At 75.7% G+C, this 22,638-nt stretch carries 16 protein-coding genes and 2 pseudogenes; 3 read left to right on the top strand and 15 right to left on the bottom strand.

Annotated elements, in window-relative coordinates:
* Nucleotides 1-150 precede the first annotated feature (150 nt).
* A complete protein-coding gene (locus R3E88_07880; GenBank protein MEZ4216379.1) occupies nt 151-2,619 on the top strand; it encodes a GGDEF domain-containing protein in 2,469 nt (822 codons plus the stop codon).
* Between the two features lie 30 nt (nt 2,620-2,649).
* Here the strand turns inward: R3E88_07880 and R3E88_07875 are convergent, their stop codons facing one another.
* The 4 genes and pseudogenes from R3E88_07875 to R3E88_07860 all read right to left on the bottom strand — a co-directional run bounded on the left by R3E88_07875 (nt 2,650) and on the right by R3E88_07860 (nt 7,347).
* Nucleotides 2,650-4,173 (bottom strand): DUF4340 domain-containing protein, encoded by a 1,524-nt coding sequence (locus R3E88_07875; protein MEZ4216378.1) that lies wholly within the window; start codon nt 4,171-4,173, stop codon nt 2,650-2,652.
* Between the two features lie 12 nt (nt 4,174-4,185).
* Entirely contained in the window at nt 4,186-5,757 is a 1,572-nt protein-coding gene (locus R3E88_07870) for a GldG family protein (protein MEZ4216377.1), read from the bottom strand.
* Between the two features lies 1 nt (nt 5,758).
* The gene (locus R3E88_07865) at nt 5,759-6,559 is read right to left on the bottom strand and encodes an ABC transporter permease (GenBank protein ID MEZ4216376.1); all 801 of its coding nucleotides are present in this window, start codon (nt 6,557-6,559) and stop codon (nt 5,759-5,761) included.
* 122 nt (nt 6,560-6,681) lie between these two features.
* Nucleotides 6,682-7,347, bottom strand: a pseudogene (locus R3E88_07860) (ABC transporter ATP-binding protein).
* A 302-nt stretch (nt 7,348-7,649) separates the two neighbouring features.
* Between R3E88_07860 and R3E88_07855 the strand changes: the two are divergent.
* Both R3E88_07855 and R3E88_07850 read left to right on the top strand, forming a co-directional pair.
* Complete coding sequence (locus tag R3E88_07855; protein MEZ4216375.1) at nt 7,650-8,771, top strand: glycosyltransferase family 4 protein; 1,122 nt, start codon at nt 7,650-7,652, stop codon at nt 8,769-8,771.
* Nucleotides 8,768-10,495, top strand: a complete 1,728-nt coding sequence (locus tag R3E88_07850) for a lipopolysaccharide kinase InaA family protein (protein ID MEZ4216374.1) — start codon at nt 8,768-8,770, stop codon at nt 10,493-10,495. Before R3E88_07855 ends, R3E88_07850 begins: the two co-directional genes overlap by 4 nt.
* Here R3E88_07850 and R3E88_07845 read toward each other — a convergent pair.
* The 11 genes and pseudogenes from R3E88_07845 to R3E88_07795 form a co-directional block, all read right to left on the bottom strand.
* Nucleotides 10,476-10,784, bottom strand: coding sequence for a hypothetical protein (locus tag R3E88_07845; protein MEZ4216373.1), 309 nt, complete (start codon nt 10,782-10,784; stop codon nt 10,476-10,478). The genes R3E88_07850 and R3E88_07845 overlap by 20 nt on opposite strands.
* 65 nt (nt 10,785-10,849) lie before the next feature.
* On the bottom strand, nt 10,850-11,821 hold the full coding sequence (locus R3E88_07840) for an ABC transporter ATP-binding protein (protein MEZ4216372.1): 972 nt from the start codon (nt 11,819-11,821) through the stop codon (nt 10,850-10,852).
* The gene (locus R3E88_07835) at nt 11,818-12,846 is read right to left on the bottom strand and encodes an ABC transporter ATP-binding protein (protein ID MEZ4216371.1); all 1,029 of its coding nucleotides are present in this window, start codon (nt 12,844-12,846) and stop codon (nt 11,818-11,820) included. Before R3E88_07835 ends, R3E88_07840 begins: the two co-directional genes overlap by 4 nt.
* Entirely contained in the window at nt 12,843-13,793 is a 951-nt protein-coding gene (locus R3E88_07830) for an ABC transporter permease (protein MEZ4216370.1), read from the bottom strand. The genes R3E88_07835 and R3E88_07830 overlap by 4 nt, the downstream gene beginning before the upstream one ends.
* Nucleotides 13,790-14,977 (bottom strand): ABC transporter permease, encoded by a 1,188-nt coding sequence (locus tag R3E88_07825; GenBank protein ID MEZ4216369.1) that lies wholly within the window; start codon nt 14,975-14,977, stop codon nt 13,790-13,792. Before R3E88_07825 ends, R3E88_07830 begins: the two co-directional genes overlap by 4 nt.
* Nucleotides 14,974-17,052: a peptide ABC transporter substrate-binding protein gene (locus R3E88_07820; protein ID MEZ4216368.1), complete on the bottom strand. Its 2,079-nt coding sequence runs from the start codon at nt 17,050-17,052 to the stop codon at nt 14,974-14,976. Before R3E88_07820 ends, R3E88_07825 begins: the two co-directional genes overlap by 4 nt.
* Nucleotides 17,049-17,348: a type II secretion system protein GspG gene (locus tag R3E88_07815; protein MEZ4216367.1), complete on the bottom strand. Its 300-nt coding sequence runs from the start codon at nt 17,346-17,348 to the stop codon at nt 17,049-17,051. Before R3E88_07815 ends, R3E88_07820 begins: the two co-directional genes overlap by 4 nt.
* Nucleotides 17,349-17,970: 622 nt before the next feature.
* Nucleotides 17,971-18,876, bottom strand: a pseudogene (locus R3E88_07810) (ATP-binding cassette domain-containing protein).
* Entirely contained in the window at nt 18,873-19,943 is a 1,071-nt protein-coding gene (locus tag R3E88_07805; GenBank protein ID MEZ4216366.1) for an ABC transporter ATP-binding protein, read from the bottom strand. The pseudogene R3E88_07810 and the gene R3E88_07805 overlap by 4 nt, the downstream one beginning before the upstream one ends.
* A gap of 1 nt (nt 19,944) precedes the next feature.
* Nucleotides 19,945-21,180, bottom strand: coding sequence for an ABC transporter permease (locus tag R3E88_07800; protein MEZ4216365.1), 1,236 nt, complete (start codon nt 21,178-21,180; stop codon nt 19,945-19,947).
* Nucleotides 21,177-22,634, bottom strand: a complete 1,458-nt coding sequence (locus R3E88_07795; GenBank protein MEZ4216364.1) for an ABC transporter permease — start codon at nt 22,632-22,634, stop codon at nt 21,177-21,179. Before R3E88_07795 ends, R3E88_07800 begins: the two co-directional genes overlap by 4 nt.
* Nucleotides 22,635-22,638: the final 4 nt, after the last annotated feature.

Here is a 22,638-nt window from a genome sequence, read left to right as displayed (position 1 = left end):
CTCCCGATGCCGCGGCGACGGGATGCCCGACCCGCACGTCGGCGCGTCAAGCCCGCGTCCCACCGACCCGATCCGCGCCGCAGGGCAGCGCCGATCGGAAGGCCGACCGCGACTGCTTCGGAGACCCCGAGCGTCGTGCCCCACTGGTGGTTGCGAGAAGACGAAGACCCGAGCGCGAGCCGCGGCGAGGCGGCGCGCCAGCACCGCCGCACGCTGCGTCGCGTCGGCGCGCTCGTGGCGGCGGCCGCCGCCCTGCTCACGGTGCAGCACGCGGTCATCGGCGACGCGCGCGGCGTGCGCTGGGGCCTGGCGATCACGCTCCTCTTCGCGGGCGCGACCGCCTACATCGAGCGCACGCGCAGCCTCGCGCGCGCCGGACACGCGCTCGTCGCCCTCCCCTTCGCCGCGATGGTCGCGCACGAGATCGCGATCGGCGGCTTCCACTCCGAGACGTTCGGCTGGATCTACGTGCTGCCGCTGAGCGCCGTGCTCGCCATCGGCCTGCGCGCGGCGTGGGCGTGGGTCGCGATCGCGATCGCGACGGAGACGGTCTTCTGGGCGGCCAGCCACCTCGTCGGGGAAGGCGCGGCGGCCGTCGCGGAGTCGACCGGCCTCGCGGACCGCGTCGCCATCACGCTCGCCGTCGGCGCGCTCACGCACCTGCTCGTGCTCGGCCAGCGGACCGCGCACGCGCGCACCGCGCGCGCGAACGCCGAGCTGCGCCGCGAGGCGAGCTTCGTCGAGCTCATGCGCGAGATCGCACAGCTCGCGAACGGCTCGTCCGACGCACACGCCGCGCTCGAGCAGTGCCTCGCCAGCGTGTGCCGCTTCCACGACTGGCCGGTCGGACACGTCTACCTCGCCGACGACGACGGCCAGACGCTCTCGCCCACCGCGATCTGGTACGTCGCCGACGCGGCGCGCTACGGCGCGTTCCGCGCCGTCACCGAGCAGACGACCTACCCGCGCGGCACGGGCCTCCCGGGGCGCGTCCTCGCGACGGCGGACGCCGCGTGGTCCGACTGGAGCGACGAGGAGACGACGCCGTCGTGCACGCCGCGCCCGCCCGCCGCGCGCGCGGCCGGGCTGATCGGCGCGCTCGGCCTCCCGCTCGTCGTCGAGGGACGCGTCGTCGCGGTGCTCGAGTTCTTCTCGCGCCGCGTCGCACCGCCCGACACCCACGCGCTCGACGTGCTGCGCCACATCGCCGCCCAGATCGGCCGCGTGAGCGAGCGCGAGCGCGCCAACGAGCGCATCCGCCGGCTCGCGTTCTACGACGAGCTCACCGGGCTTCCCAACCGCCGCCGCTTCGGGCGCGAGCTCGAGGCCTGGATCGAGCGCTCGCGACGCACCGGCGCCCGCCTCGCGCTCCTGTTCATCGACATCGATCACTTCAAGAAGATCAACGACAGCCTCGGCCACGCGATGGGCGACCGGCTGCTCGTCGAGCTCGCCGATCGGTTCCGGCAGTGCGTCCGGTCGACGGACCTCGTCGCGCGCGACCCGGCCCCGAGCCCCGGCGCGCTCGGGGGCGACGCGATCTCGCGCCTCGGCGGCGACGAGTTCACCGTGCTCCTCCCCGGGATCGGCGGGCCGAACGAGGCCGCGCTCGTGGCGCGCCGGCTGCTCGCCGCACTCGCCGCGCCGGTGCGCCTCGGCGAGCACGACGTCGTTCCGACCGCGAGCATCGGGATCGCCATCCACCCGAACGACGGCGAGGACGCGGGCGGCCTGCTCCGCAATGCGGACGCCGCGATGTACGACGCGAAGGCGCGCGGCCGGAACACCTTCCGGTTCTTCGACCCGGCGACGAATGCGAGCGGGTCGCGCCGGCTCGAGATCGAGGCGCGGCTTCGCGAGGCGCTCGAACGCGACGCGCTCACGCTCCACTACCAGCCGATCTGGAGCGCGCGCGCGGGCCACATCGTCGGCGCCGAGGCCCTCGCGCGGCTCGTCGTCGAGGGCGAAGGCATGATCTCGCCCGCGGAGTTCATCCCCGTCGCCGAGGAGTCCGACCTGATCGTCGCCGTCGGCGAGTGGGTGCTCGAGAACGCCTGTCGACAGGCGCGCGAGTGGACGGCCGACCGCGCGCGCCCCTTCCGGATCGCCGTCAATCTCTCGGGACGCCACCTGCGCAAGCCGGGCATCGTCGAGACCGTCGAGCGCACGCTGCGTCGCACGGGCCTCCCGGCGGCGAAGCTGTGCATCGAGATCACCGAGAGCTCGATCATGCAGGACGACGACGGCACGCTCAGCACGCTGCGCCGCATCGCCGGCCTCGGCGTCGGGCTCGCGCTCGACGACTTCGGAACCGGCTACTCGTCGCTCAGCTATCTCCGCCGATTCCCGATCGACCGCGTGAAGATCGACCGTTCGTTCGTGCGCGAGATCCCCGGGAACGCCGACGACTGCTCGCTCACCGAGGCGATCGTCGCGATGGCGCACGGCCTGCGGCTCGAGGTCGTGGCGGAGGGCGTCGAGACGCCGCACCAGCTCTCGTTCCTGCGCGAGCGGGGATGCGACATGGTGCAGGGCTACCTGCTCGGAGCGCCCATGCAGGCCGGCGAGCTCGAGGCCGCTCTCGCCAAGGACGACGCCGCCCGCGACGCGGACGTCTGACGCGCGCGCCGCGGACCGCGGCGTCGTCGCCTAACGAGGAGCCGCGACGCCGGGCGCGCCATCCGCCGGCGCCGGCGCCGGCTCCGGGGGCGCCGGCGCCGCATCGCCGGACGGCGCTTCGGGCGGCGCGACGAAGCGCTCCTCGAACGCGGCGCGCGACACGGGAAGGTCGTCGGCGGCGCGCGGCGCGAGCCGGAAGAGCTCGTCGCGCCCGGCCGCCGTCGCGGCGACGCCGCGCGAAGGCGCGGCGCGCCCGAGCGAGACGTCGGCGAGCACGGGTGCCTCGCCCCCGCCCTCGGGCACCGCGCCGACCACGCGCAGCTCGACGCGCGGAGGCGCGAGGCCGAGGGCGGCCCGCTCCTCGTCGCCGATCCACTCGGCGTCCACGTCCTCCGCGACGAGCTGCGAGAGCGACGCGACGAGCGCGCTCGCCATGCCTTCGCGGAGCGGCGGCGTCGAGGTCCACGCCCCCGCCTCGCGGTGCGCCTCGAACGCGAACGTGCCCGGCCCCGACGCGGCGTCGCCGCCCTCGCCGTCGTCGTGGAAGGCGATCTCGAGCCGCTCGGCGTCTCCGATCGCGAAGCGCGCGAGCGTGCGGTCGCGGTAGTCGACGACGCGGCGCGGAAAGTCGTCCAGGCGGTCGGCGCCGACGCGGAAGAGCGTCGTGCCGGCGGTGCGCACGAGGCGTGCGCCGTCGATCTCGCCCCCGATCGCGAGCTGCAGCACGTCGCGGGCGGCGGGCGCGTCGTCCGCGTCGCCCGCGTCCGTCGCCGCGAGCTCGAGCTCGATCGCATACGCGGGCGGGTCGAGCGTCGCGCGCTCGGCCTCGCCCGGCGCGTCGACGAAGCCCTCGGCGCGCAGGTAGGAGAGATCCGAGAGCAGGTCGGCGACGCGGTCGGAGTCGGCGGGCGCATCGAGCGGTGCGGTCACGCGCCACGCGCCGTCGCGCTTCGCGAGCGCGACCTCGCCGCCCGGCCAGCGCGCGGTGAGGGCGCCCACGCGCTCGCGATCGAAGGCGAGCACGCGCGCGTCGCGCAGCGCCGCGAGATCCTTGTCGAAGGCGTTCGCCCGCCACGACGCGACGGTGAACACCCGGGCGTCGCCGTCGCGCGCGGCATAGCGCGCCGCGCCGACCGGCGCATCGCGCCCGACCCGCAGCGCGTGCTCCGCGCCCTTCGCGCCGAAGCGCACGACGTGCGCGGCGTCGCCGAGCCCGTAGACCTCGGGCGCCTGGGGCGTCGCGATGTCGGCGATCGGATCGAGCTCGGCGAGCGCGCTCGCGATGCCGTCGGCCGTGGGCTCGTCGGCCGGGAAGTCGAGCGGACGCACGAGCCGCCAGCGCGCCGAGGCGTCGCGCTCGAGGCGCGCGTCGACGCCGTCGCGCGTGCGCAGCTCGACCCAGTCGACGTCGTCGGGCTCGACGCCGACGAAGATCCGCTTCGCGGCGGCCTGCGCCGCCGAGCGGTCGGCCTCGCCGCGGATCTCGTAGAGCCAGATGAACGCGCCGAGCGCCGCGGCGACGAAGGCGAGGATCCAGGTCGTGCGCGGGTTCACGGGGCGCGCCGCCTACTGTGTGCCGCGCTTGCGCCGCGTCCACCAGGCGAGCACGCCGGCGACGGCGATCGCCTCGGGCAGCACGAAGAGCGAGAGCATCTGCACGACCGAGAACTGCTCGGCCGAGAGCGAGAGCCGCGACGCGCGCGCCTTGTGCGGGCGCACCGCGATGTGCTCGACCTCGCCCATCGCCCACGCCACGGAGTTCACGAAGAGGTCGCGGTTCAAGTAGCTGTCGACGAGCTCGTTGGTCGCGAAGTTCGAGTCGCCGAAGGCGACGAGGCGCGGGTCGTGCTCCGGCGCGCCGTCGATGCGCGGCACGCCGGCGACCGCGAGCGAGACGGGCCCGAGCGTGTCGCTCTCGGGCTCGAAGCCCGCGACGCCCTCGTCCTCCCACTTCGCGAGGTTCGTCTCGGCCCACGAGGCCTCGCCCGTCTTCACGAGGGGCACGAGTCCCGCGACGCCCGGCTCGGGCGCGACCGAGCGCGCCATGTGGAAGAGCGACGTCTCCTGGAAGCCCTTCGTGATCGGGTGGTCGGGCGCGTAGCTCGCCGCGAACGGGCTCGTCGCGCGCCCGAAGAGCGCGAGCGAGCGGTCGAAGACGACGTCGTCGCCGACTGCGACGCCGAGCTCGCCGAGCAGCGCGCCGAAGTTCGTGTTCGCGCGCGGGTCGATCATCGCGACGAGCGCGCCGCCGCCCGCGACCCAGCGCCGGAGCGCGTCGAGCTCGACGTCGAGCAGCGGCCGCGTCGGCCCCGCGACGACGACGACGTCGGCGTCCGCGGGCACGTCGCCCGTCTGGCCGAGCAGCAGGTTCTCGGTCGTGTACGTCTCGTTGCGCAGCGCGGCGGCCGCGCGCGACATGCCGTCGGGCTCGTCCGCGCCGTCGCCGATCGCGCGCCGCTCGTTGTGGCCCGTCAGGAAGTAGACCTTCTTGCCGCCCCCGCGCACGAGCTTGACGATCGCGTTCGTGATCTCGTCCTCCTCGAGATCGCTCACGTCGACGGCGCCGCCGCCGTACGAGACGTGGAGCATGCCGCGCGCGAGGTCGGCCGCCTGGAGGCCGAACGACTCCACGAGGTCGGGGCGCGCGTTCGGGTCGGCGAACTCGATCTTCACGCGCGGGCTCGCCGCCGCGTAGCGCTCGACGATCTGCCGGTGCAGCGGCTGCTCGAAGGGATCGAAGAAGCCGACCATCGAGAGCTCGCCCTCGAGCCCGTCGAGCACCTTCTGCGTCTGGTCGGAGAGCGTGTGCACGCGCTGCTCCGTCCAGTCGAAGCGCTTCGAGTAGCGCTCCGCGAGGAAGGCGAGCCCGCACAGGATCGCGACGAGCAGTGCGGCCTGGAGCAGCGCACTCGTCCCGTAGCGCCCGGCGCGGCGCCCTTCGCCCGAGCGCATGCGCTCGCGCAGCGCGTCGAGGCTCGTCCCGACCGCGGCGACGAGGAGCGCGGCGCCGACGCCGAGGTGGAGCCACAGCCACAGCGGGTTCGTGAACGGCTGGAAGATCCAGATGACGAACTGGATCAGCCCGAAGCCGAAGAAGACGAGCCCGAGCCCGCCGAGCAGCGCCGCGATGCCGGTCATCTCAGCGCCACCTCACCGACTCGACGGCCGTCTTCGTGAGCACGAGGAAGATGCCGACGACGACGCCGAAGTAGGCGATGTCGCGCGTCTCGACGAGGCCGCTCACGAGGCGATCGAAGTGCTCCATCGTCCCGACCCATCGCATCACCGCGACGAGCCCCGACTCGGAGCCGACCGCGTCGCTCGCGAGCGCGAAGCCGACGAGCGGCGGGAGCATGAGCCCGACGACGAGCAGCAGCGCGAGCGTCAGCACGAACGCGATCAGCTGGTTGCGCGTGAGCGACGAGGTGAACGCGCCGACGGCCACGTAGGCGACGCTCACGAGGAACAGGCCGAGCAGCCCGGCGCTCGTCTTCCCGACCTCCGGGTCGCCGTACACGAACAGCACGGCCGGGAAGAAGCCCGCGACGAGCGTCAGCACCACGACGAACCCCGTCGCGGCGAGGAACTTGCCGAGCACGATCTCCCACACGGTGAGCGGGCTCGTGAGCAGGAGCTCCTCCGTGCCGTTCGCCTTCTCCGACGCGAACAGCCCCATCGTCACCGCGGGCAGCGCGAACACGACGATGAACCACATCGAGTACAGGAACGGCGCGATCACGTGGTCGTTCAGGTTCAGCATCTCGAGCTGCTCGGCGACGCCGTACTGCTGGGCGCGCACGATCTCGGTGTCGAACGTGACCACGCTCGCGAGGAAGAAGACCGCCGCGAGCAGCGCCCACATCGCGAGCACGACGTAGGCGACGGGCGAGACGAAGAACGAGCGCAGCTCGCGGCTCGCGATCGCGCCGACGTGCTTCACGACGAGGCTCCTCCCGCGACGGGCGCGTCGCCTGCGGCGTCCGCATCCCCCGCCGTCACGCGGCCGAACACCTGCTCGAGGCTCTGGCCGCCCGCGACGAGGCTCGCGAGCGACTGGTCGACGACCTTGCGCCCGCGGTGGATCAGGATCACGCGGCTGCAGATCGCCTGGACCTCGGGGAGGATGTGCGTCGAGAGCAGGACCGTGTGGCGCGGCTCGCCGTCGCGCGGCGCGGCGAGCTCGGCGATGAGCGCGCGGATCTCGCGGATCTGGATCGGGTCGAGGCCGACCGTCGGCTCGTCGAGCACGAGCACCGGCGGGTCGTGCACGATGGCCTGCGCGAGCCCGACGCGCTGGCGGTAGCCCTTCGACAGGTCGCCGATCACGCGGCGGCGCACGTCGGCGAGGCCGCAGCGCACGAGCGCGCGATCGACCGCAGCGCGCCGCTCCGCGCGCGGCACGTCCTTCAGCGCCGCGACGTGCGCCACGTAGGCCTCGACGCGCATCTCCGGATAGAGCGGCGGCGTCTCGGGCAGGTATCCGATCGCGCGCCGCGCGGCGAGCGGCTCCGCGAAGATGTCGTGGCCCGCGATGCGCGCCGTCCCGTCCGTCGCCGGCAGGAAGCCCGTCAGCATCCGCATCGTCGTCGTCTTGCCCGCGCCGTTCGGACCGAGGAAGCCCACCACCTCGCCGCGCGCGACCTCGAAGGAGATGCCGTCGACGGCGACGACGTCGCCGTAGCGCTTCGCCAGGCCGCGCGCCTCGATCGCAGGGGCTCCGTCGCTCATCGATCCGGTCTCCGATCGTGCGGGGGTCGGGCGCGCGCGCACGGCCGCGGGCGTCGCAGAGGACACCGCACCGGCGGTGCGGGTTTCGGCTCGAGGGGGAGCGGCGCGCAATATACGAGGGCGCGATCGAGCGTCAAGCAGCGCGCGGCGCGCTCGCGCGCGGGGCCGAGGGGCGCGGGTACACTGGCGCGCATGCCCGAAGCCGATGCGCGCCGGCCCCTCCGCACCGCCGCGGGCCGCGCCGGCGCGCGCGCGCGACGCGCGGCCGCGCGCGGCGCCCGCACCTGACCGGCGGCGCGCGCGTGCGGATCGCCCTCGCCATCGAGCGCTTCGCCCCCGACGCGGGCGGCCTCGAGCACGCGGCCTGGCAGACGGCGCACGCGCTCGCCGAGGCCGGCGACACCGTGAGCGTCGCGTGTCGCGCCCACGCGCCGTCCGTGCGCGTCGCCGCGCGCGCGTTCCGCGTCTCGACGGCCTGGCAGCCGTGGCGCGTGCTGCGCTTCGCGGCGCGCGTCGGCCCGTGGCTCGAGGCCGAGCGCGCGCGCGGCGCGCTCGACGCCACCCACGCGTTCAGCCGCGTGCCCGGGGCGGACGTCTTCCACGCCGGCGAGGGAAGCCACCTCCACTACATGCGGCGCGCGTACGGAGACGCGGGCGCCGCCTGGCGGCGCGCATCGCCGCGCCACGCCGCGCTGCTCGCGCTCGAGCGACGCATCGACGCGCGCGCACGGACGGTCGTGCAGTGCGTGTCGCAGCAGGTCGCGCGCGAGTGGCGCGCGCGCTTCGGCGCGAGCGAGGCGCGCACGCCCGTCGTCGGCTACGGCGTCGACCTCGCGCGCTTCCATCCCGAGGACGGGAGCGGCGAGCGGCGCGCGACGCGCGCGGCCCTCGGCGCGGGCGACGGGCCGGCCTTCCTGTTCGCGGGCAGCGGCTTCCGGCGCAAGGGGCTCGACACCGCGCTGCGCGCGCTCGCGCGCGCGCGCGACGGCGGCGCCGAGCTCTGGGTGGCCGGCCGCGACGATCCGCGGCGCCACCGGGCGCTCGCGCGCGAGCTCGGCGTCGAGCGCCGCGTGCGCTTCCTCGGCCCGCGCGACGACGTCGACCGCCTGCTGCGCGCGTGCGACGCCCTGCTGCTCCCGACGCGCTACGACGCGTTCGGGCTCGTGTGCCTCGAGGCGGCCGCGAGCGGGCGCGCGTGCATCGCGAGCGGCGCGACCGGCGCGCTCGACGTCGTGCGCGACGCCGCGGTCGTCGTCGACGACCCCGAGGACGCGGCGGGCTTCGCGTCTGCGATCGACGCGCTGTGCGACGACGACCGACGCCGCGCGCTCGGCGCGCGCGGCACGGCGCTCGCGCGCGCGCACGCGTGGTCCGACGTCGCCGCGCGCCTCCGCGCGCTCTACGCGGGCGCCGCCGCGCGATGAGCGCCGCGCCGCCGCCCGCGACGGGCGCGATCGCGTGGCGCGCGGGCGAGCGCGCCCTCCGCGATCTCGTCGCGCGCGCGCTCGCGCGCGAGGCGGAGGGCGAGGTGCTCCACGACTCGGCACGCCGGCGCGTCGTGCGCGTGCGCGTCGACGACGAGCGCGGCCTCGGCCACGACGTCGTCCTGAAGCGCTTCCGCGCGCGTCGACCGCTGCGCGAGGCGCTCGCCCGCGCGCTCGGGCGCGCGCAGTCGGCGCGCGAGTGGCGCGCGCTCGCCGCGCTCGCTCGCGCGCGCGCAGCGGTGCCCGAGCCGCTCGCCCTCCTCCGCGACGCGCGCGGCGACGTGCTCGCCACCCGGTTCGTTCCCGGCGTCCCGCTCGCGCGCGCGCTCGCCGCGGCGGCTCCCGCCGAGCGCGCGCGCATCGCGCGCGCCGTCGCCGAAGCACTGCGCGCCGCGCACGCCGCGGGCTTCGCGCACGGCGACCTGCACCAGGCGAACGTGCGCGTCGACGGCGAGCGCGTGTGGATCCTCGACTGGCAGCGCGCGCGCCGCGCGCGCACACCGCGCCGCGGTGCGCGGGCGGACGCCGCGGCGTCGAGCGGCGCGCCTCCCGCGCCGCAGCCCCACCGAGCGCCTCCCACCCGGGCCGAACGGCGCGACCTCGCGGCGCTCGAGCTCTCGCTCGCGCTCTCGGGCGCGTCGCGCGCGACGCGGATGCGGCTCCGCCGCGCGCGGCTCGCGGACGCCGCCACCGCGCGCGCGCTGCGCGCCGCGGGAGCGCGCGTCGACGCCCTCGCGCACGCGCACTTCCGCGGGCGCACGCGGCGCTGCCTGCGCGAAGGGCGGCGCTTCGCGCGCCTTTGCGGCGACGCGGGCGCGGGTGTGCGCGGCATGCGCGTCGCCGAGCTCCCGGCCGCCGCGATCGCGCGCGCGCTCGCCGCGCACGACGACCCGGCCGCGCACGTGCTGAAGGACGACGCGCGCGCGCGCGTCACGCGCCTCGCGCTCGCGCCGCTCCTCGACGCGCGCGACGCCGCCGCGCGCGACGCGCTGCCCGCGACGGTCGTCGCGAAGGAGGTGCGCAAGGGCGGCCTCGCGCGGCGCGCGGCCGACGCGCTCCGCGGCTCGCCGGCGCGCCGCGCGTGGATCGCCGGCCACGGGCTCGCCGCGCGCGGCATCGCGGCGGCGCGGCCGCTCGCGTGGATCGAGCTCGGCGCGCGCGGCGGCGCGGGCGCGCGCTCGATCGTCCGGCTCGAAGACCTCGGCGGCGCGGCCTGCCTCGAGGACGCGGCGCATCCCGCGCTCGCCGCGCTCGCGCCCGAACGCCTCGCCGATGCGCTCGCCTCGCTGCTGCTCGTCCTCCACCGCCGCGGCGTCGACCACGGCGACCTGCAGGCCTCGCACGTGTTCGCGACCGGGGTCGGAGCGGACGGCGCCGCGACGCGCCTCGCACTGATCGACCTCGAAGGGCTCCGCTTCCGCCGCCGGCTCTCCGACGCGCGGCGCGTGCGCGCGCTCGCCGAGCTCAATGCGTCGCTCGCCGACGAGCGCCTCGCCGACGCGCTGCGACGCACAGCGTTCGAATGCTATGCCCGAGCGCTGCCCTTCTCGACGTCGCGCGAGCGCGCGCTGCGGGAGGTGGTGCGGCTCTCGCGCGCACGCCGCCACCGCTGGCGCGGCGACGGCTGCGCGGACGCGGCGTCGCCTAGCCTCGCGTCACCGTGAGCCACTGGAAGTAGCTCGACGAGCCCGGCACGCGGCCGCCCGCCCCCGTCTCGTACGCGATCGGCCGCGACGTCGCGGACGTCGCGAGGATCTCCTGGAAGCCGCGGATCTTGCGCTCCGGATCCTCGGGGTTCAGCCCGTGGAAGACGATCTCGACGCGCTCCTTGCCGTCGAGGACGTTGAGCACGAGCGTGGCGAGCGTGAAGAGCTTGCCGATGCCTTCGACGGCCTCGACCGAGAAGCGGGGTACGTCGATGCGGTCGATCGAGATCGAGTATTCGAGGCGCATTCGCCCTCCTGTGGCGGAAAGACGGCGCAGCGTAGGCAGGCGCCCGAGCCGTGTCGAGGCGGCGCTCAGAGCGGCTCGTGGAGGAAGCACCGGACGCGGCCTTCGGGGTCGTCCGGCGTCGGCACCTCGGGCGGCGCCGTCGTGCGACAGCGCGCCATCGCGTGGCGGCAGCGCGGGTGGAAGCGACAGCCGGGCGGCGGCGCGAGCGGCGACGGGATCTCGTCGGGCTGCGGCGACGGCGCGCCCGCCGCGGCGCTCGGCCCGTCGCCGATGCGCGGCACCGCCTCGAGCAGCGCACGCGTGTACGGGTGTGCGGGCGCGGAGAAGAGCGCGCGCACGTCGGCCGTCTCGACCACCTGCCCGAGGTAGAGGACGGCGACGCGGTGCGCGAGGTGGTGCACGACGCCGAGGTCGTGCGTGATGAACACGATCGCGAGGCCGAGCTCCTCCTGGAGGCCGCGGAGCAGCTCCACGATCTGCGCCTGGATCGACACGTCGAGCGCGGACGTCACCTCGTCGCACAGCAGCAGGTCGGGCCCGGCCGCGAGCGCGCGCGCGATGCCGATGCGCTGGCGCTGGCCGCCGGAGAACGCGTGCGGGAAGCGGCCGCGCAGCGACGGGTCGAGGCCGACGCGCTCGAGCTGCGCGCACACCTCGCGGTCGAGCGCCGCGCCGCGCAGGCCGCGGTGGATGCGCAGCGGCTCGCCGACGAGCGCGGCCGCGGTCATGCGCGGGTTCAAGCTCGCGTCCGGGTCCTGGAACACCATCTGCACGCGGCGCCGCAGCGGGCGCCACGCGCGCGGCGAGCGGCCGACGACCTCCTCGCCGTCGATGCGGATCGAGCCCGCGTGCGCGCGCACGAGCCCGGCGACCGCGCGCGCGAGCGTCGACTTCCCGCATCCCGACTCGCCGACGAGCGCGAGCGTCTCGCCGCGCGCGACGTCGAGCGAAGCGCCGTCGACCGCGCGGAGCTCCGCGTCTCCGAGCCGGAAGCGCACCACGAGGTCGCACACGGCGAGCAGCGGCGCGCGCGTCACGCGAGCTCCTCGGGCGCCGCGATGCAGCGGCGCGCGCGACCGGGCGCGGAGGCCGCGAGCGCGGGCTCGGCCTCGCGGCAGGCCGCGCGCGCGAGCGGGCAGCGCGGCGCGAACGCACAGCCGGGAGGCGGCGGCGCGTCGAGGCGCGGCGGGAGGCCGGGCAGGCTCGCGAGCCGCGCGCCGGGCGGCGCGTCGACGCGCGGCGTCGCGCGCAGGAGCGCGCGCGTGTACGGGTGGTGCGGCGACGCGAACACCTCGCGCGTCGGCCCTTCCTCGACGATGCGCCCCGCGTACATCACGAGCACGCGCTCGCACGCGCCCGCGACGACGCCGAGGTCGTGCGTGATCAGGAGCATCGCCATGCCGCGCTCCGCGCGCAGCTCGGCGAGCAGCGCGAGCAGCTGCGCCTGGATCGTCACGTCGAGCGCCGTCGTCGGCTCGTCGGCGATCAGCAGCGCGGGCTCGGCGAGCAGTGCCATCGCGATCATCACGCGCTGCCGCATGCCGCCCGACAGCTCGTGCGGGTAGGAGCGCAGACGCCGCTCCGCGTCGGGCAGGCCGACGCGCTCGAGCATCGCGCGCGCGCGCGCGAGCGCCTCGCGACGCGAGAGCCCGAGGTGCAGGCGCGGCCCCTCGACGAGCTGCTCGCCGACGCGCAGGTACGGGTTCGCGCTCGTCATCGGATCCTGGAAGATCATCGCGACGTCGCGCCCGCGCGCCGCGCGCCACGCGCGCGCGTCGCCCGCGGTCAGGTCGCGCCCCGCGAGCCGGATGCGTCCCGACGCGAGGCGCCCGCGCGGGCGCGGCAGGAGGCCCATCACGGCGAGGCTCGCGAGCGTCTTCCCACAGCCCGACTCGCCGACGAGCCCGAGCGACTCGCCGCGCGCGATCCGGAGCGAGACGCCGTCGACGGCGCGCACGGCGGGGTCGCGCGGCGTCTCGCCGTCGATGCGCACGCGCAGGTCGTCGACCTCGAGCAGCGGTTCGGCCGCGCCCCTCGCCGCGCCGGGTGCCGTCGCGTTCACGACGCGTCGCTCCGCGGGTCGAGCGCGTCGCGCAGGCCGTCGCCGACGAAGTTGAGCGCGAGCAGCGTGACGGCGAGGAACGCGCTCGGCGCCGCGAGCAGCCACCACGTCGAGCGGATCGGGTTCACGATGTCGACCGCCTCGGCGGCGAGCCGCCCCCACGAGAGCGCGACGCCGAGCCCGAGGAACGAGAGGAACGACTCGAGCAGGATCACGGACGGCACGGTCAGCGTCGCGTACACGCTGATCACGCCGAGCAGGTTCGGGAGCACGTGGCGCAGCAGGACGCGCAGGTCGCTCGCGCCGATCGTCCGCGCCGCGAGCACGAACTCGCGCTCGCGCAGCGCGCGCGTCTCGCCGCGCACGATGCGCGCCATCGTGAGCCACTGCACGAGACCGAGCGCGAGGAAGACGGGCAGCGGATTGCCGCGCGCCGTCTCGTCGAAGAGCAGCATGATCAGGATGACGAGGAACATGTACGGGAGGCCGTAGAGGAAGTCGACGAGGCGCATCATCGCCTCGTCGATCCAGCCGCCGTAGAAGCCCGCGACCATCCCGTACAGCACGCCGATCACGACGGATGCGACCGTCGCCGTGACGCCGACGAGCAGCGACGTGCGGCCGCCGACGAGCACGCGCGCGAGCACGTCCCGCCCGAGCGCGTCGCGGCCGAGCCAGGCGTCCGCCGAGGGGGCGCGCAGGTGGAGCTCGGGCGCCGTCGTCTCGGGATCGAGCGCGAGGAGCGTCGGCAGCCCGAAGCACGCGAACGCGACGAGCGCGAGCGCGACGATCCCGGCCGTCGCCGCGCGATCGCGACGCAGGCGCCGCAGCGCGAGCCGCCCGGGGCCGAGCTCGCGCGCGCCCGCGCGCGCGCCGCGAGCGCCGCGCCGCGCGTCGACCCGCGGGTCGCCCGTCGGGTCGACGGGCGGGTCGCCCGGCGCGCTCACGCGCCCTCCCCCGCCGCGTCGGCGTCGCGCACGCGCGGGTCGAGCCAGCCCTGCGCGAGGTCGACGGCGAGGTTGAAGAGCGTGATCGCGGCGAAGTAGATCGTCGCCGTGCCGAGCACGACCGCGTAGTCGCGGTTGATCGCGCCCTTCACGAACCACTGGCCCATCCCCGGGATGCCGAACAGCACCTCCACGACGAACGAGCCCGTCAGCACGCCCGCCGCCGCGGGGCCGAGGTACGCGACCGCCGGCGCGATCGCGGCCGGCAGCGCGTGGCGCAACACGACCTCGCGCTCGGGCAGGCCCTTCGCGCGCGCAGTGCGCACCCAGTCCTGCTGCATGGCTTCGATCGTTCCGGCGCGCACGAGCCGCGCGATGTACGCGGCATAGGGCAGCGCGAGCGTCACGGCGGGGAGCACGACGTGGCGCACGGTTCCCCAGCCCGCGACCGGCAGCCACCCGAGCGCGAGCCCGAAGACGAGGATGCCGAGCGCGCCGATCACGAAGCTCGGCAGCGAGATGCCGACGAGTGCGAGCGCCATGCTGCCGTGGTCGCTCCACGAGCGCGGCGCGAGTCCGGCGCGCAGACCGACGGCGACGCCCGCGACGAGCGCGAGCGCGAGCGCGAGCAGGCCGAGCGAGAAGCTCACCGGGAGCGCGGGAAGCAGCAGGTCCTCGACGCTGCGCCCCTGCACCTTGATCGACGGGCCCATCGTCCCGTCGACGACCAGGCGCCGCACGTAGATCGCGAAGAACGCCGTCGCGCTCTCCGGCACGCCGTACTGCGCGCGCAGCGCGGCCTCGACCTGCGGCGACGACGCGCGCTCCTGCGCGAACGGGTTGCCCGGCGCCTGGAACATCAGGACGGTCGTCGCGAACACGAGCAGCACGAGCGACGGGACGAGGAAGGCGACGCGGCGCAGGAACGCGTGCGCGCCGCTCGCGAAGCCGAGCGCGGCGGCGGCGAGGCCGAGGAGCGCGGCGGCCGCGAGCACGCCCGCGTCGGAAGCGGCGCCGACCGGCGCGGCGACCGCGGCCGCCGCGCCGGTCGCGCGCGCGAGCAGCGCGCACGCGACACCGAGCCAGAGCGCGCCGACGACGCGCACCGCGCGGCGCGGGAGCCAGACGGGCGCCGTCACGACGCCGAGGCCGAGCGCGAGCGCGGCGAGCGCGCCCGCGCTCACGGGCGCGCTCCGGCGAGCGCCGTTCCGCGCGCAGGCGACGCGGCGTCCGTGATCGCGTCCGTGGCCGCGGCCGCGATCCGGATGCCGCGCAGCGGGTGGATGTCGCGCAGGTTCGGGCTGCGCGCGCCGTCGCGCTCGAGCTCGGTGTAGAGGCCCTGCACGCGCGGGGCGAGCAGGCCCGCGTTCACGCGGAAGTAGAGCGGCACGATCGGCAGGCCGTCATCGAGCAGGCGCGCTTCCGCCTCGCGCAGCAGCTGCATGCGCAGCGCCTCGAGCGCGCGCACGCGCGCCGCCGGGTCGCGGGCCGGCGCGCGCGCGGCCTCGAGCGCCGCGCGCATCGCGCCGGGCTCCTTCCACGCGTGCGCGAGCGCGTCGGGGCGCGCGACGAAGGCGCCGACGTCCGCGGCCGAGGCGATGCACAGGTCGTAGAGCGGGTCGGACCAGCCCGTGTTGTTGTTGGGCCCGTCCGTCACCCACATGTCGAGGAACGTGTTCGGATCCTCGTAGTCGCCGATCCATCCGGAGCGCGCGATCTCGAAGTCGCCCGCGCGCAGCGTCGCGAGGAACGACTGCCACTCCTGGTTGTACGCGCGCGCGCGGATGCCGAGGTGGCGCCGGAGCTGGTCGGCCACCACCTCGGCGATCTTCCGGTGCTCCTCGTTCGTGTTGTAGAGGATGCCCACCTCGTCGATGCCCTCGCCGCCCGGGTGGCCGGACTCCGCGAGCAGGCGCCGCGCTTCGGCCGGATCGAAGCGCAGCGCAGACGGCGGCGGCGTGTAGCCCGCCATGCCCGGCGGCACGAAGTGGGAGGCGGGCACCTGTCCGAGACCGAGCACCTCGTCGACGATCACGCGCCGGTCGATCGCGAGGTTGAGCGCGCGCCGCACGCGCACGTCGTCGAGCGGCGGCGCCGTCGTGCGCAGCTTGTAGTAGTACACGCTGAGCCCGGGCTGCGCGTAGAAGTCGTCGCGCGCGCGCAGCGCGTCGGCGAGCGCGGCCGGGAAGAGATCGGGCAGCCAGTCGACCTCGCCCGTCAGGTAGAGGTTGAGCGCCGTGGCCTGGTGCTCGATCGGCAGCACGTCGACGCGCGCGAGCGCGACCTCGTCGCGCCCCCAGTAGGTGTCGCTGCGCACGAGCCGGATGCGGTGGTGCACGGCCCAGCTCTCGAGCCGGAACGGCCCGTTCGTCGCGATCTTCCCGGGCAGGAACCAGTCGCTCGCGTTGCCCGGTGCCTCGACGACGTGGCGCGGCACGGGATACGCCGTGTAGAACGCGGCCACCGCCGGGAAGTACGGCGTCGGCGCGCGCAGCTCGACGACGAGCGTGCGGTCGTCGACGGCGAACACGCCCTCGTCGACGCCGAAGTGCGCGTCGGCGTCCGCGAAGGCGCGCGCGCGCCGCGCGGCCTGCGCATCGATCGCGCGCGCGACGACGTCGACCGCGGCCGCGTCGGGGAGCGCCGCGCCCGGCGCGAGCGCGCGCGCGAGCGCGGGCTCGGCGTCGCCCGCCGCGAGCTCGTGCAGGCCGTGCGCGCGCGCGAACGCCTGCCACTCCGCGGCCGACGCGCCGCGCGCGTGCGCACGCGCGAAGTCGGCGAACGCCTCGCGCACGGGTCCGCGCAGCGCGTCCGCCTGTGCGCCGTACAGATTGAGCTCCTTCGCGTGCCGCACCATGTGCAGCAGGAAGGCGTACTCCGACCCGAGCGCGGGCTGCTGCAGGCGGCGCCACGACCACGCGAAGTCGTGCGCGGTGACGGGTGCGCCGTCGCTCCAGCGCGCGTCGGCGCGCAGTCGGAACTCGTACCGCAGGCCGTCCGCCGAGACCGAATGGCTCTCCGCGACGCCGGGCACGGGCTCCATCGTGCGCTCGTCGTAGCGGAGCAGCCCCTCGAAGAGCGCGATCAGGACGCGCCCCTCCGGCTGCCCGGTCGCGAGCCCGGGGTCGAGCGTGCGCGGCTCGGTGCCGTTCACGAAGCGGAAGTCGGCGGGCGTCTCGACCGACGCGCGCAGCCCGAGCGCGACGAGGGCGAGCGCGAGCGCGACGATGGCGGCGAGCGCGACGAGCGCGCGGCTCACGAGCCGCTCGCCGACGCGCCATCGCGCGCGGGACCCGCGCCCAGCACGTCGTCATCGGTCCCGTCGACGCCGTCGGGCCCGGCGCTCGCGAGCGCATAGCCCGCGTCGTCTGCGCGATAGGTCCACGCGCGGCCCCACGGATCGAGGCCCGGGTCGGCGTTCGCGCCGTCGACGCCACCCTGCCCGGCGAGCCGCCAGCCGAGATCGCGCAGCGCATCCGGGTAGGCCCCGGTGAGCGCGTGCACCTCGGCGAGCTCGCGTTCGATCGCGGCGATGCGGGCGCGCGCGTCGCGCACGCGCGCGCGCGACGCGACGAGGCTCCCCGCGGCCTGGGACACGGCGCCCCCGCGCGCGACCGCGGCGGTCGCGCGCGCGCGGCGGCCGCGCGTCGCCGGCCGCAGCGCCAGGCTCCCGAGCGCGGCGAGTGCGAGCAGCGCGCCGAGCGAAGCCGATCCCGCGACGACGGCGACCGCGCCCGCCGCGAACGCGACGCCCTCGACGCGCGCGCGAGCGCGCAGGGCCTCGAGGCGCGCCGCGCGCGCGCGCGCATCGCGGCCGCGCTCTGCCTCGTCGCGCGCGCGCGCGCGCGCCTCGCGCGCGTCCTCGTCCCTCGCGCCGACCGCCGCGCGCCTCGCCCGCGTCTTCGTCCCGCGCGCCGACCGCGGGCAACTCGCGCGCGTCTTCGTCCCGCGCGCGCTCGTCGATCGCGCGCTCCCCGCGCGCGCGCTCGGCCGCGAGCGCGAAGCGCGAGGCGGGCGCGTCCGCGCCCGCCGTCGGCCGCCGCCGCGCGCGCTCCGCCTCGGCCGAGCGCGCGAGCGCGACGCGGTGCCAGCCCGCGTCGTCGACGAGCCCCTCCGCGTGCCAGCACTTCACGCGGTGCGGCCCGGCGCCGACGCCGAACGCCGGCGGCTCCTCGCGCGCACAGCGGTCGAACGCGGCCGGGCAGCGCGTGTGGAAACGGCAGCCGGACGGCGGATCGATCGGCGTCGGCACGTCGCCCTCGAGCACGATGCGCCGGCTGCGGTGCGCGGGGTCGGCGACCGGGATCGCGGAGAGCAGCGATCGCGCGTACGGGTGCGCGGGCGCCGCGAACAGCTCGGCGCGCGGCGCGCTCTCGACGATCTGCCCCAGATACATGACCGCCACGTCGTCGGCGATGTGGCGCACCACCGAGAGGTCGTGCGAGATGAAGACGTAGGCGAGCCCCATCTCGCGCTGCAGCGCGACGAGCAGGTTCAGCACCTGCGCGCGGATCGAGACGTCGAGCGCGGACACCGCCTCGTCGCACACGACGAGCCGCGGCTCGAGCGCGATCGCGCGCGCGATGCTGATGCGCTGGCGCTGCCCGCCCGAGAACTCGTGCGGATAGCGCCCGATCCACGCGCCCGGGATGCCGACGCGCGCGAGCACCTCGACGACCCGCCGCTCGACGTCCGCGCCGCGCGCGAGCCCGTGCACGGCGAGCGCCTCGCCGACGATGTCCGCGACCGTCATGCGCGGGTTGAGCGAGCCGAACGGATCCTGGAAGACGATCTGCAGCTCGCGCCGCAGCGCGCGCAGCTCCTGCTGCGGCAGGTGCGTGATGTCGCGGCCGCCGAAGAGGATGCGGCCGCCCGTCGGCTCGAGCAGCCGCACGATGCACTCGCCGACCGTCGTCTTGCCGCAGCCCGACTCGCCGACGAGGCCGAGCGTGCGTCCGGCGCCGAGCTCGAACGAGACGCCGTCGACGGCCTTCACCTGCCCGACCGTCCGCCCGAGCACGCCCGCCGTCACCGGGAAGTGCTTCTCGAGGCCGTCGACGCGCAGCAGCGGCTCGCCGCTCACGCCGTCGCCTCGGGCGTCGCGCTCGCGCGCGGCGCGTCGTGGGCGAGCAGGTCGAGGCCCGGCTCCTCGTCGACGGCGAAGCACGCCGACGCGTGCGCGACCGCGGCGCTCGCGTCGTTGCGCCGCCGCTCGGGCGGGGCCTCGCGCGTGCAGCGCTCGCGCGCGAACGCACAGCGCGGGTGGAACCGACATCCGGCGGGCAGCGCGAGCGCGTCCGGCACGCTGCCCTCGACGGGCTCGAGGCGTGCGCCCTCCTCGCCGAGCCGCGGAATCGAGCGCAGGAGCCCCGCCGTGTACGGATGGCGCGGGCGCGCGAAGAGGTCGGCGACGCTCGCGCGCTCGACGATGCGGCCCGCGTACATCACCACGACGCGGTGCGCGACCTCGGCGACGACGCCGAGGTCGTGCGTGATCAAGAGGATGGCGGTGCCGAGGTCGCTCTGCAGCGCGCGCAGGAGGTCGAGGATCTGCGCCTGCACGGTGACGTCGAGCGCGGTCGTCGGCTCGTCGGCGATCAGGAGCTTCGGGTCGCACGCGAGCGCCATCGCGATCATCACGCGCTGGCACATGCCGCCGGAGAGCTGGTGCGGGTAGTCGAGCGCGCGGCGCTCGGGCGCGGGAATGCCGACGCGCGCGAGCATGCCGACGGCCGCGGCGAACGCGTCCGCCTCGTCGAGCCCGCGGTGCTGCACGATGGCCTCGGCGATCTGGTCGCCCACGCGGAAGACCGGGTTCAGGCTCGTCATCGGCTCCTGGAAGATCATCGCGACGTCGTTGCCGCGGATCGCGCGCAGCTCCTCGTCGCCCGCGCGGACGAGGTCGACGACGCCGGCGTCGCCTTCGGGCGCGAACAGGATGCGACCCGCCGTGACGCGGCTCGGCGGGCTCGGCACGAGCCCGAGCACCGACAGGGCCGTCACCGACTTCCCGCAGCCCGACTCGCCGACGAGCGCGAGCGTCTCGCCCTCGCCCACCTCGAGCGACACCCCGTCGACCGCGCGCACCGTTCCGGCGCTCGTCGCGAACTCGACGTGCAGGTCGTCGATGCGCAGGAGCGGCACCGCCATGCTAGGTCCGCAGCTTCGGGTCGAGGGCGTCGCGCAGCCCCTCCCCGACCAGGTTGAGCACGCTCACGAGCGCGAAGATCGCGAGGCCGGGCGCCAGGATGAGCCAGAGCTTCCGCTCGAGGCGGCCGGCCGCGAGCGTCATGCCCCAGCTCGGCGCCGTGACGTCGCCGAGGCCGAGGAAGGCGAGGCTCGACTCGGTGAGGATGGCCGACGCGACGCCGAACGTGGCCGACACGAGCACGGGCGCGATCGCGTTCGGGAGGATGTGCCGGAAGATGATGCGGCGGCGCGGGATGCCGAGCGCGAGCGCCGCCTGCGCGTACTCGAGCGCCTTGTGGCGGAGGAACTCGGCGCGCACCAGGCGCGCGACCCCCGTCCAGCTCGTGACCCCGATGATCACCATGACGTGGAAGATCGAGCGCTCCTCGACGAAGGCCGCGAGCGTGAGGATCAGGAAGAAGCTCGGGAAGCAGATCATCACCTCGATCGCCCGCGAGACGGCGACGTCGACCCAGCCGCCGAAGTAGCCCGCGAACGCGCCGAGCACGATGCCGATCGCGACGTAGATCGAGACCGCGACGACGCCGATCGTGAGCGAGACGCGCGTGCCGTAGAGCATGCGGGCGAAGACGTCGCGCCCCTCCGTGTCCGTTCCGAGCCAGTGCGCGAGCCCCGGCGCCTGCACGGTGCGCGACGGGTCGGTGCCGCGGAAGTGGTACGGGCGGACGGGGTAGATCGCGACCGTCGGCGACGCGCCCGGCGGCGCGGCGGCGTCCATGCGCGCGAGCTCCGATTCCCAGTCGACGACCGGCGCCGTGTAGTGGAGCGGGTTCTCGAACGGCCCGACGCCCGGGAGCTGGAGCAGCGCGAACAGCGCGAGGTGCGCGGCCGCGAAGCGGCGCAGCCACGCACCGCGCACGCGCGCGAAGCCCGGGCCGAGCCGGCGGCGACCCCACGCCCAGACGAGCGCATACACGGGCGCGCCGACGAGCAGCAGGTTGAAGAAGACGTCGACCGCGTTCTCGAACACGAGCCGGTTGAAGAGCGCGCCGAACCAGGGGAACGCGGTGCGCTCCGGCCCGAGCACGACGAACGGCTGGTCGAGCGACACGAGCGGCGCGCCCGTCGCGAGCGCGAAGAACACGCCGACGGCCCACAGGCCCGCCATCGCGACGCGGTTGCGGCGCAGCTCGGCCGCGACGATCGCGCCGTAGCTCGCGTGCGGCGCGGCGCTCATTCGAAGCGGATCCGCGGATCGACGAGCGCGTAGCTCAGATCCGTGAGCAGGATGCCGACCAGCACGAGCAGCGTCGAGAAGAGCTGCACGACCATGATCGCGTTGTAGTCGCGCGCGAAGATCGAGTCGACGATCCAGAGCCCCATGCCGGGGATGCCGAAGATGTACTCGATGATGACCGCGCCCCCGAGCGCCGCGGGCAGGAGCCCTGCGAGCAGCGTGAGGATGGGGAGCAGCCCGTTGCGCACCGCGTGGCGGCCGATCACGACGATCTCGGGCAGCCCCTTCGCGCGCGCGGTGCGCACGTAGTCGGAGCGGATCACGTCGAGCAGACCCGTCCGCATGTAGCGCGACAGGCTCGCGAGCGAGCCGTAGGTCGCGCAGAACATGGGCAGCACCATGTGGTGCGCGACGTCGCGGAGCTGCCCGAGGCTCGTGAGCTCCATGTAGTCGCGCGAGCGGAAGCCCCCCGTCGGGAACAGGCGCAGCCACTCGTACTGCGACGCCGTCGAGAGGAGCGCGAGGAGCAGCGTCGCGACGAAGAAGCTCGGGAGCGAGTAGAGCATGAAGAGCACGACCGTCGTCGCGCGATCGAGCGGCGAGTCCTTCGAGACGGCGGACAGGATGCCGAGCGGGATGGCGATCGCGTACGCGAGCAGGAGCGAGCCGACCGAGAGCGTGAGCGAGTACGGGAGCTTCGCGACGAGCGTCGCGAGCACGGGCTCCTTCGTGACGAGCGAGACGCCGAAGTCGAGGCGCGCGAGGTTGCGACAGTAGGCGGCGAAGCGCGTGTCGAGGAGGAGGATGCGCAGGCGCTCGCCGGTCGAGGTGCGCCAGCGCTCGGCGTGGTCGCCGTACCACTGCTGCCACAGCCCGGCGATGCGACTCGCCTCCGCCTCGGGCGCGCCCGCGTCGTAGCGCAGGCTCCGCAGGTACGCGTTCTCCGCGTCGATCTCGCGGTTGCGCTCGCGCACGCGCTCGGGCGGGTGCGGGTCGAACGGATCCACGAGCGGCCGCGGCGCCGCGCGGCGCAGGAAGGCCACCGCCGCGTCGCGCATCCGCGCGTCGCCCGCGCGGTCGGCCTCGGCGAGCACGGCCACGAGGTGCGGAACGGCGTACCGCCCGTAGTCGTCGAGGCGCTCGCTCGCGGCGACGCGCTCCGCCGCGTCGCGCGACGCGCGGCCGATCACGACCTCGAGCGCGTCGCGCACCTCCGCCTCGTCGAGCGCGAAGAGCGTGTTGAGGAGCACCGGCTTGTCGAGGTGGAACTGCTCGCGGAAGATCCGATACGACTCGGCCGTCGCCTCCGCGCCCGGGTCGGTCGCGCTCTCCGCGCCCTTCTGCGCCGCGCCGGGCCGGCCGGGCGCGAGGTTCAGCACCGCGAACACCAGCAGGGTGATCCCGAGGAACGTCGGGATCATGAGCAGCAGCCGCTTGACGAGGTAGGCCTTCACGCGC

The sequence above is a fragment of the Myxococcota bacterium genome (assembly GCA_041389495.1).
In the GTDB taxonomy this organism is placed as follows: domain Bacteria; phylum Myxococcota_A; class UBA9160; order UBA9160; family UBA4427; genus JAWKRT01.
This window is presented reverse-complemented; position numbering and strand designations above follow the sequence as displayed.

What these genes read in the sequence shown, in the direction of transcription:
- R3E88_07845 (MEZ4216373.1), bottom strand. Translation starts at nt 10,784, where the DNA reads ATGCGCCTCGAATACTCGATCTCGATCGACCGCATCGACGTACCCCGC.
- R3E88_07870 (MEZ4216377.1), bottom strand. Translation starts at nt 5,757, where the DNA reads ATGACCGGCATCGCGGCGCTGCTCGGCGGGCTCGGGCTCGTCTTCTTC.
- R3E88_07800 (MEZ4216365.1), bottom strand. Translation starts at nt 21,180, where the DNA reads ATGAGCGCCGCGCCGCACGCGAGCTACGGCGCGATCGTCGCGGCCGAG.
- R3E88_07805 (MEZ4216366.1), bottom strand. Translation starts at nt 19,943, where the DNA reads ATGGCGGTGCCGCTCCTGCGCATCGACGACCTGCACGTCGAGTTCGCG.
- R3E88_07850 (MEZ4216374.1), top strand. Translation starts at nt 8,768, where the DNA reads ATGAGCGCCGCGCCGCCGCCCGCGACGGGCGCGATCGCGTGGCGCGCG.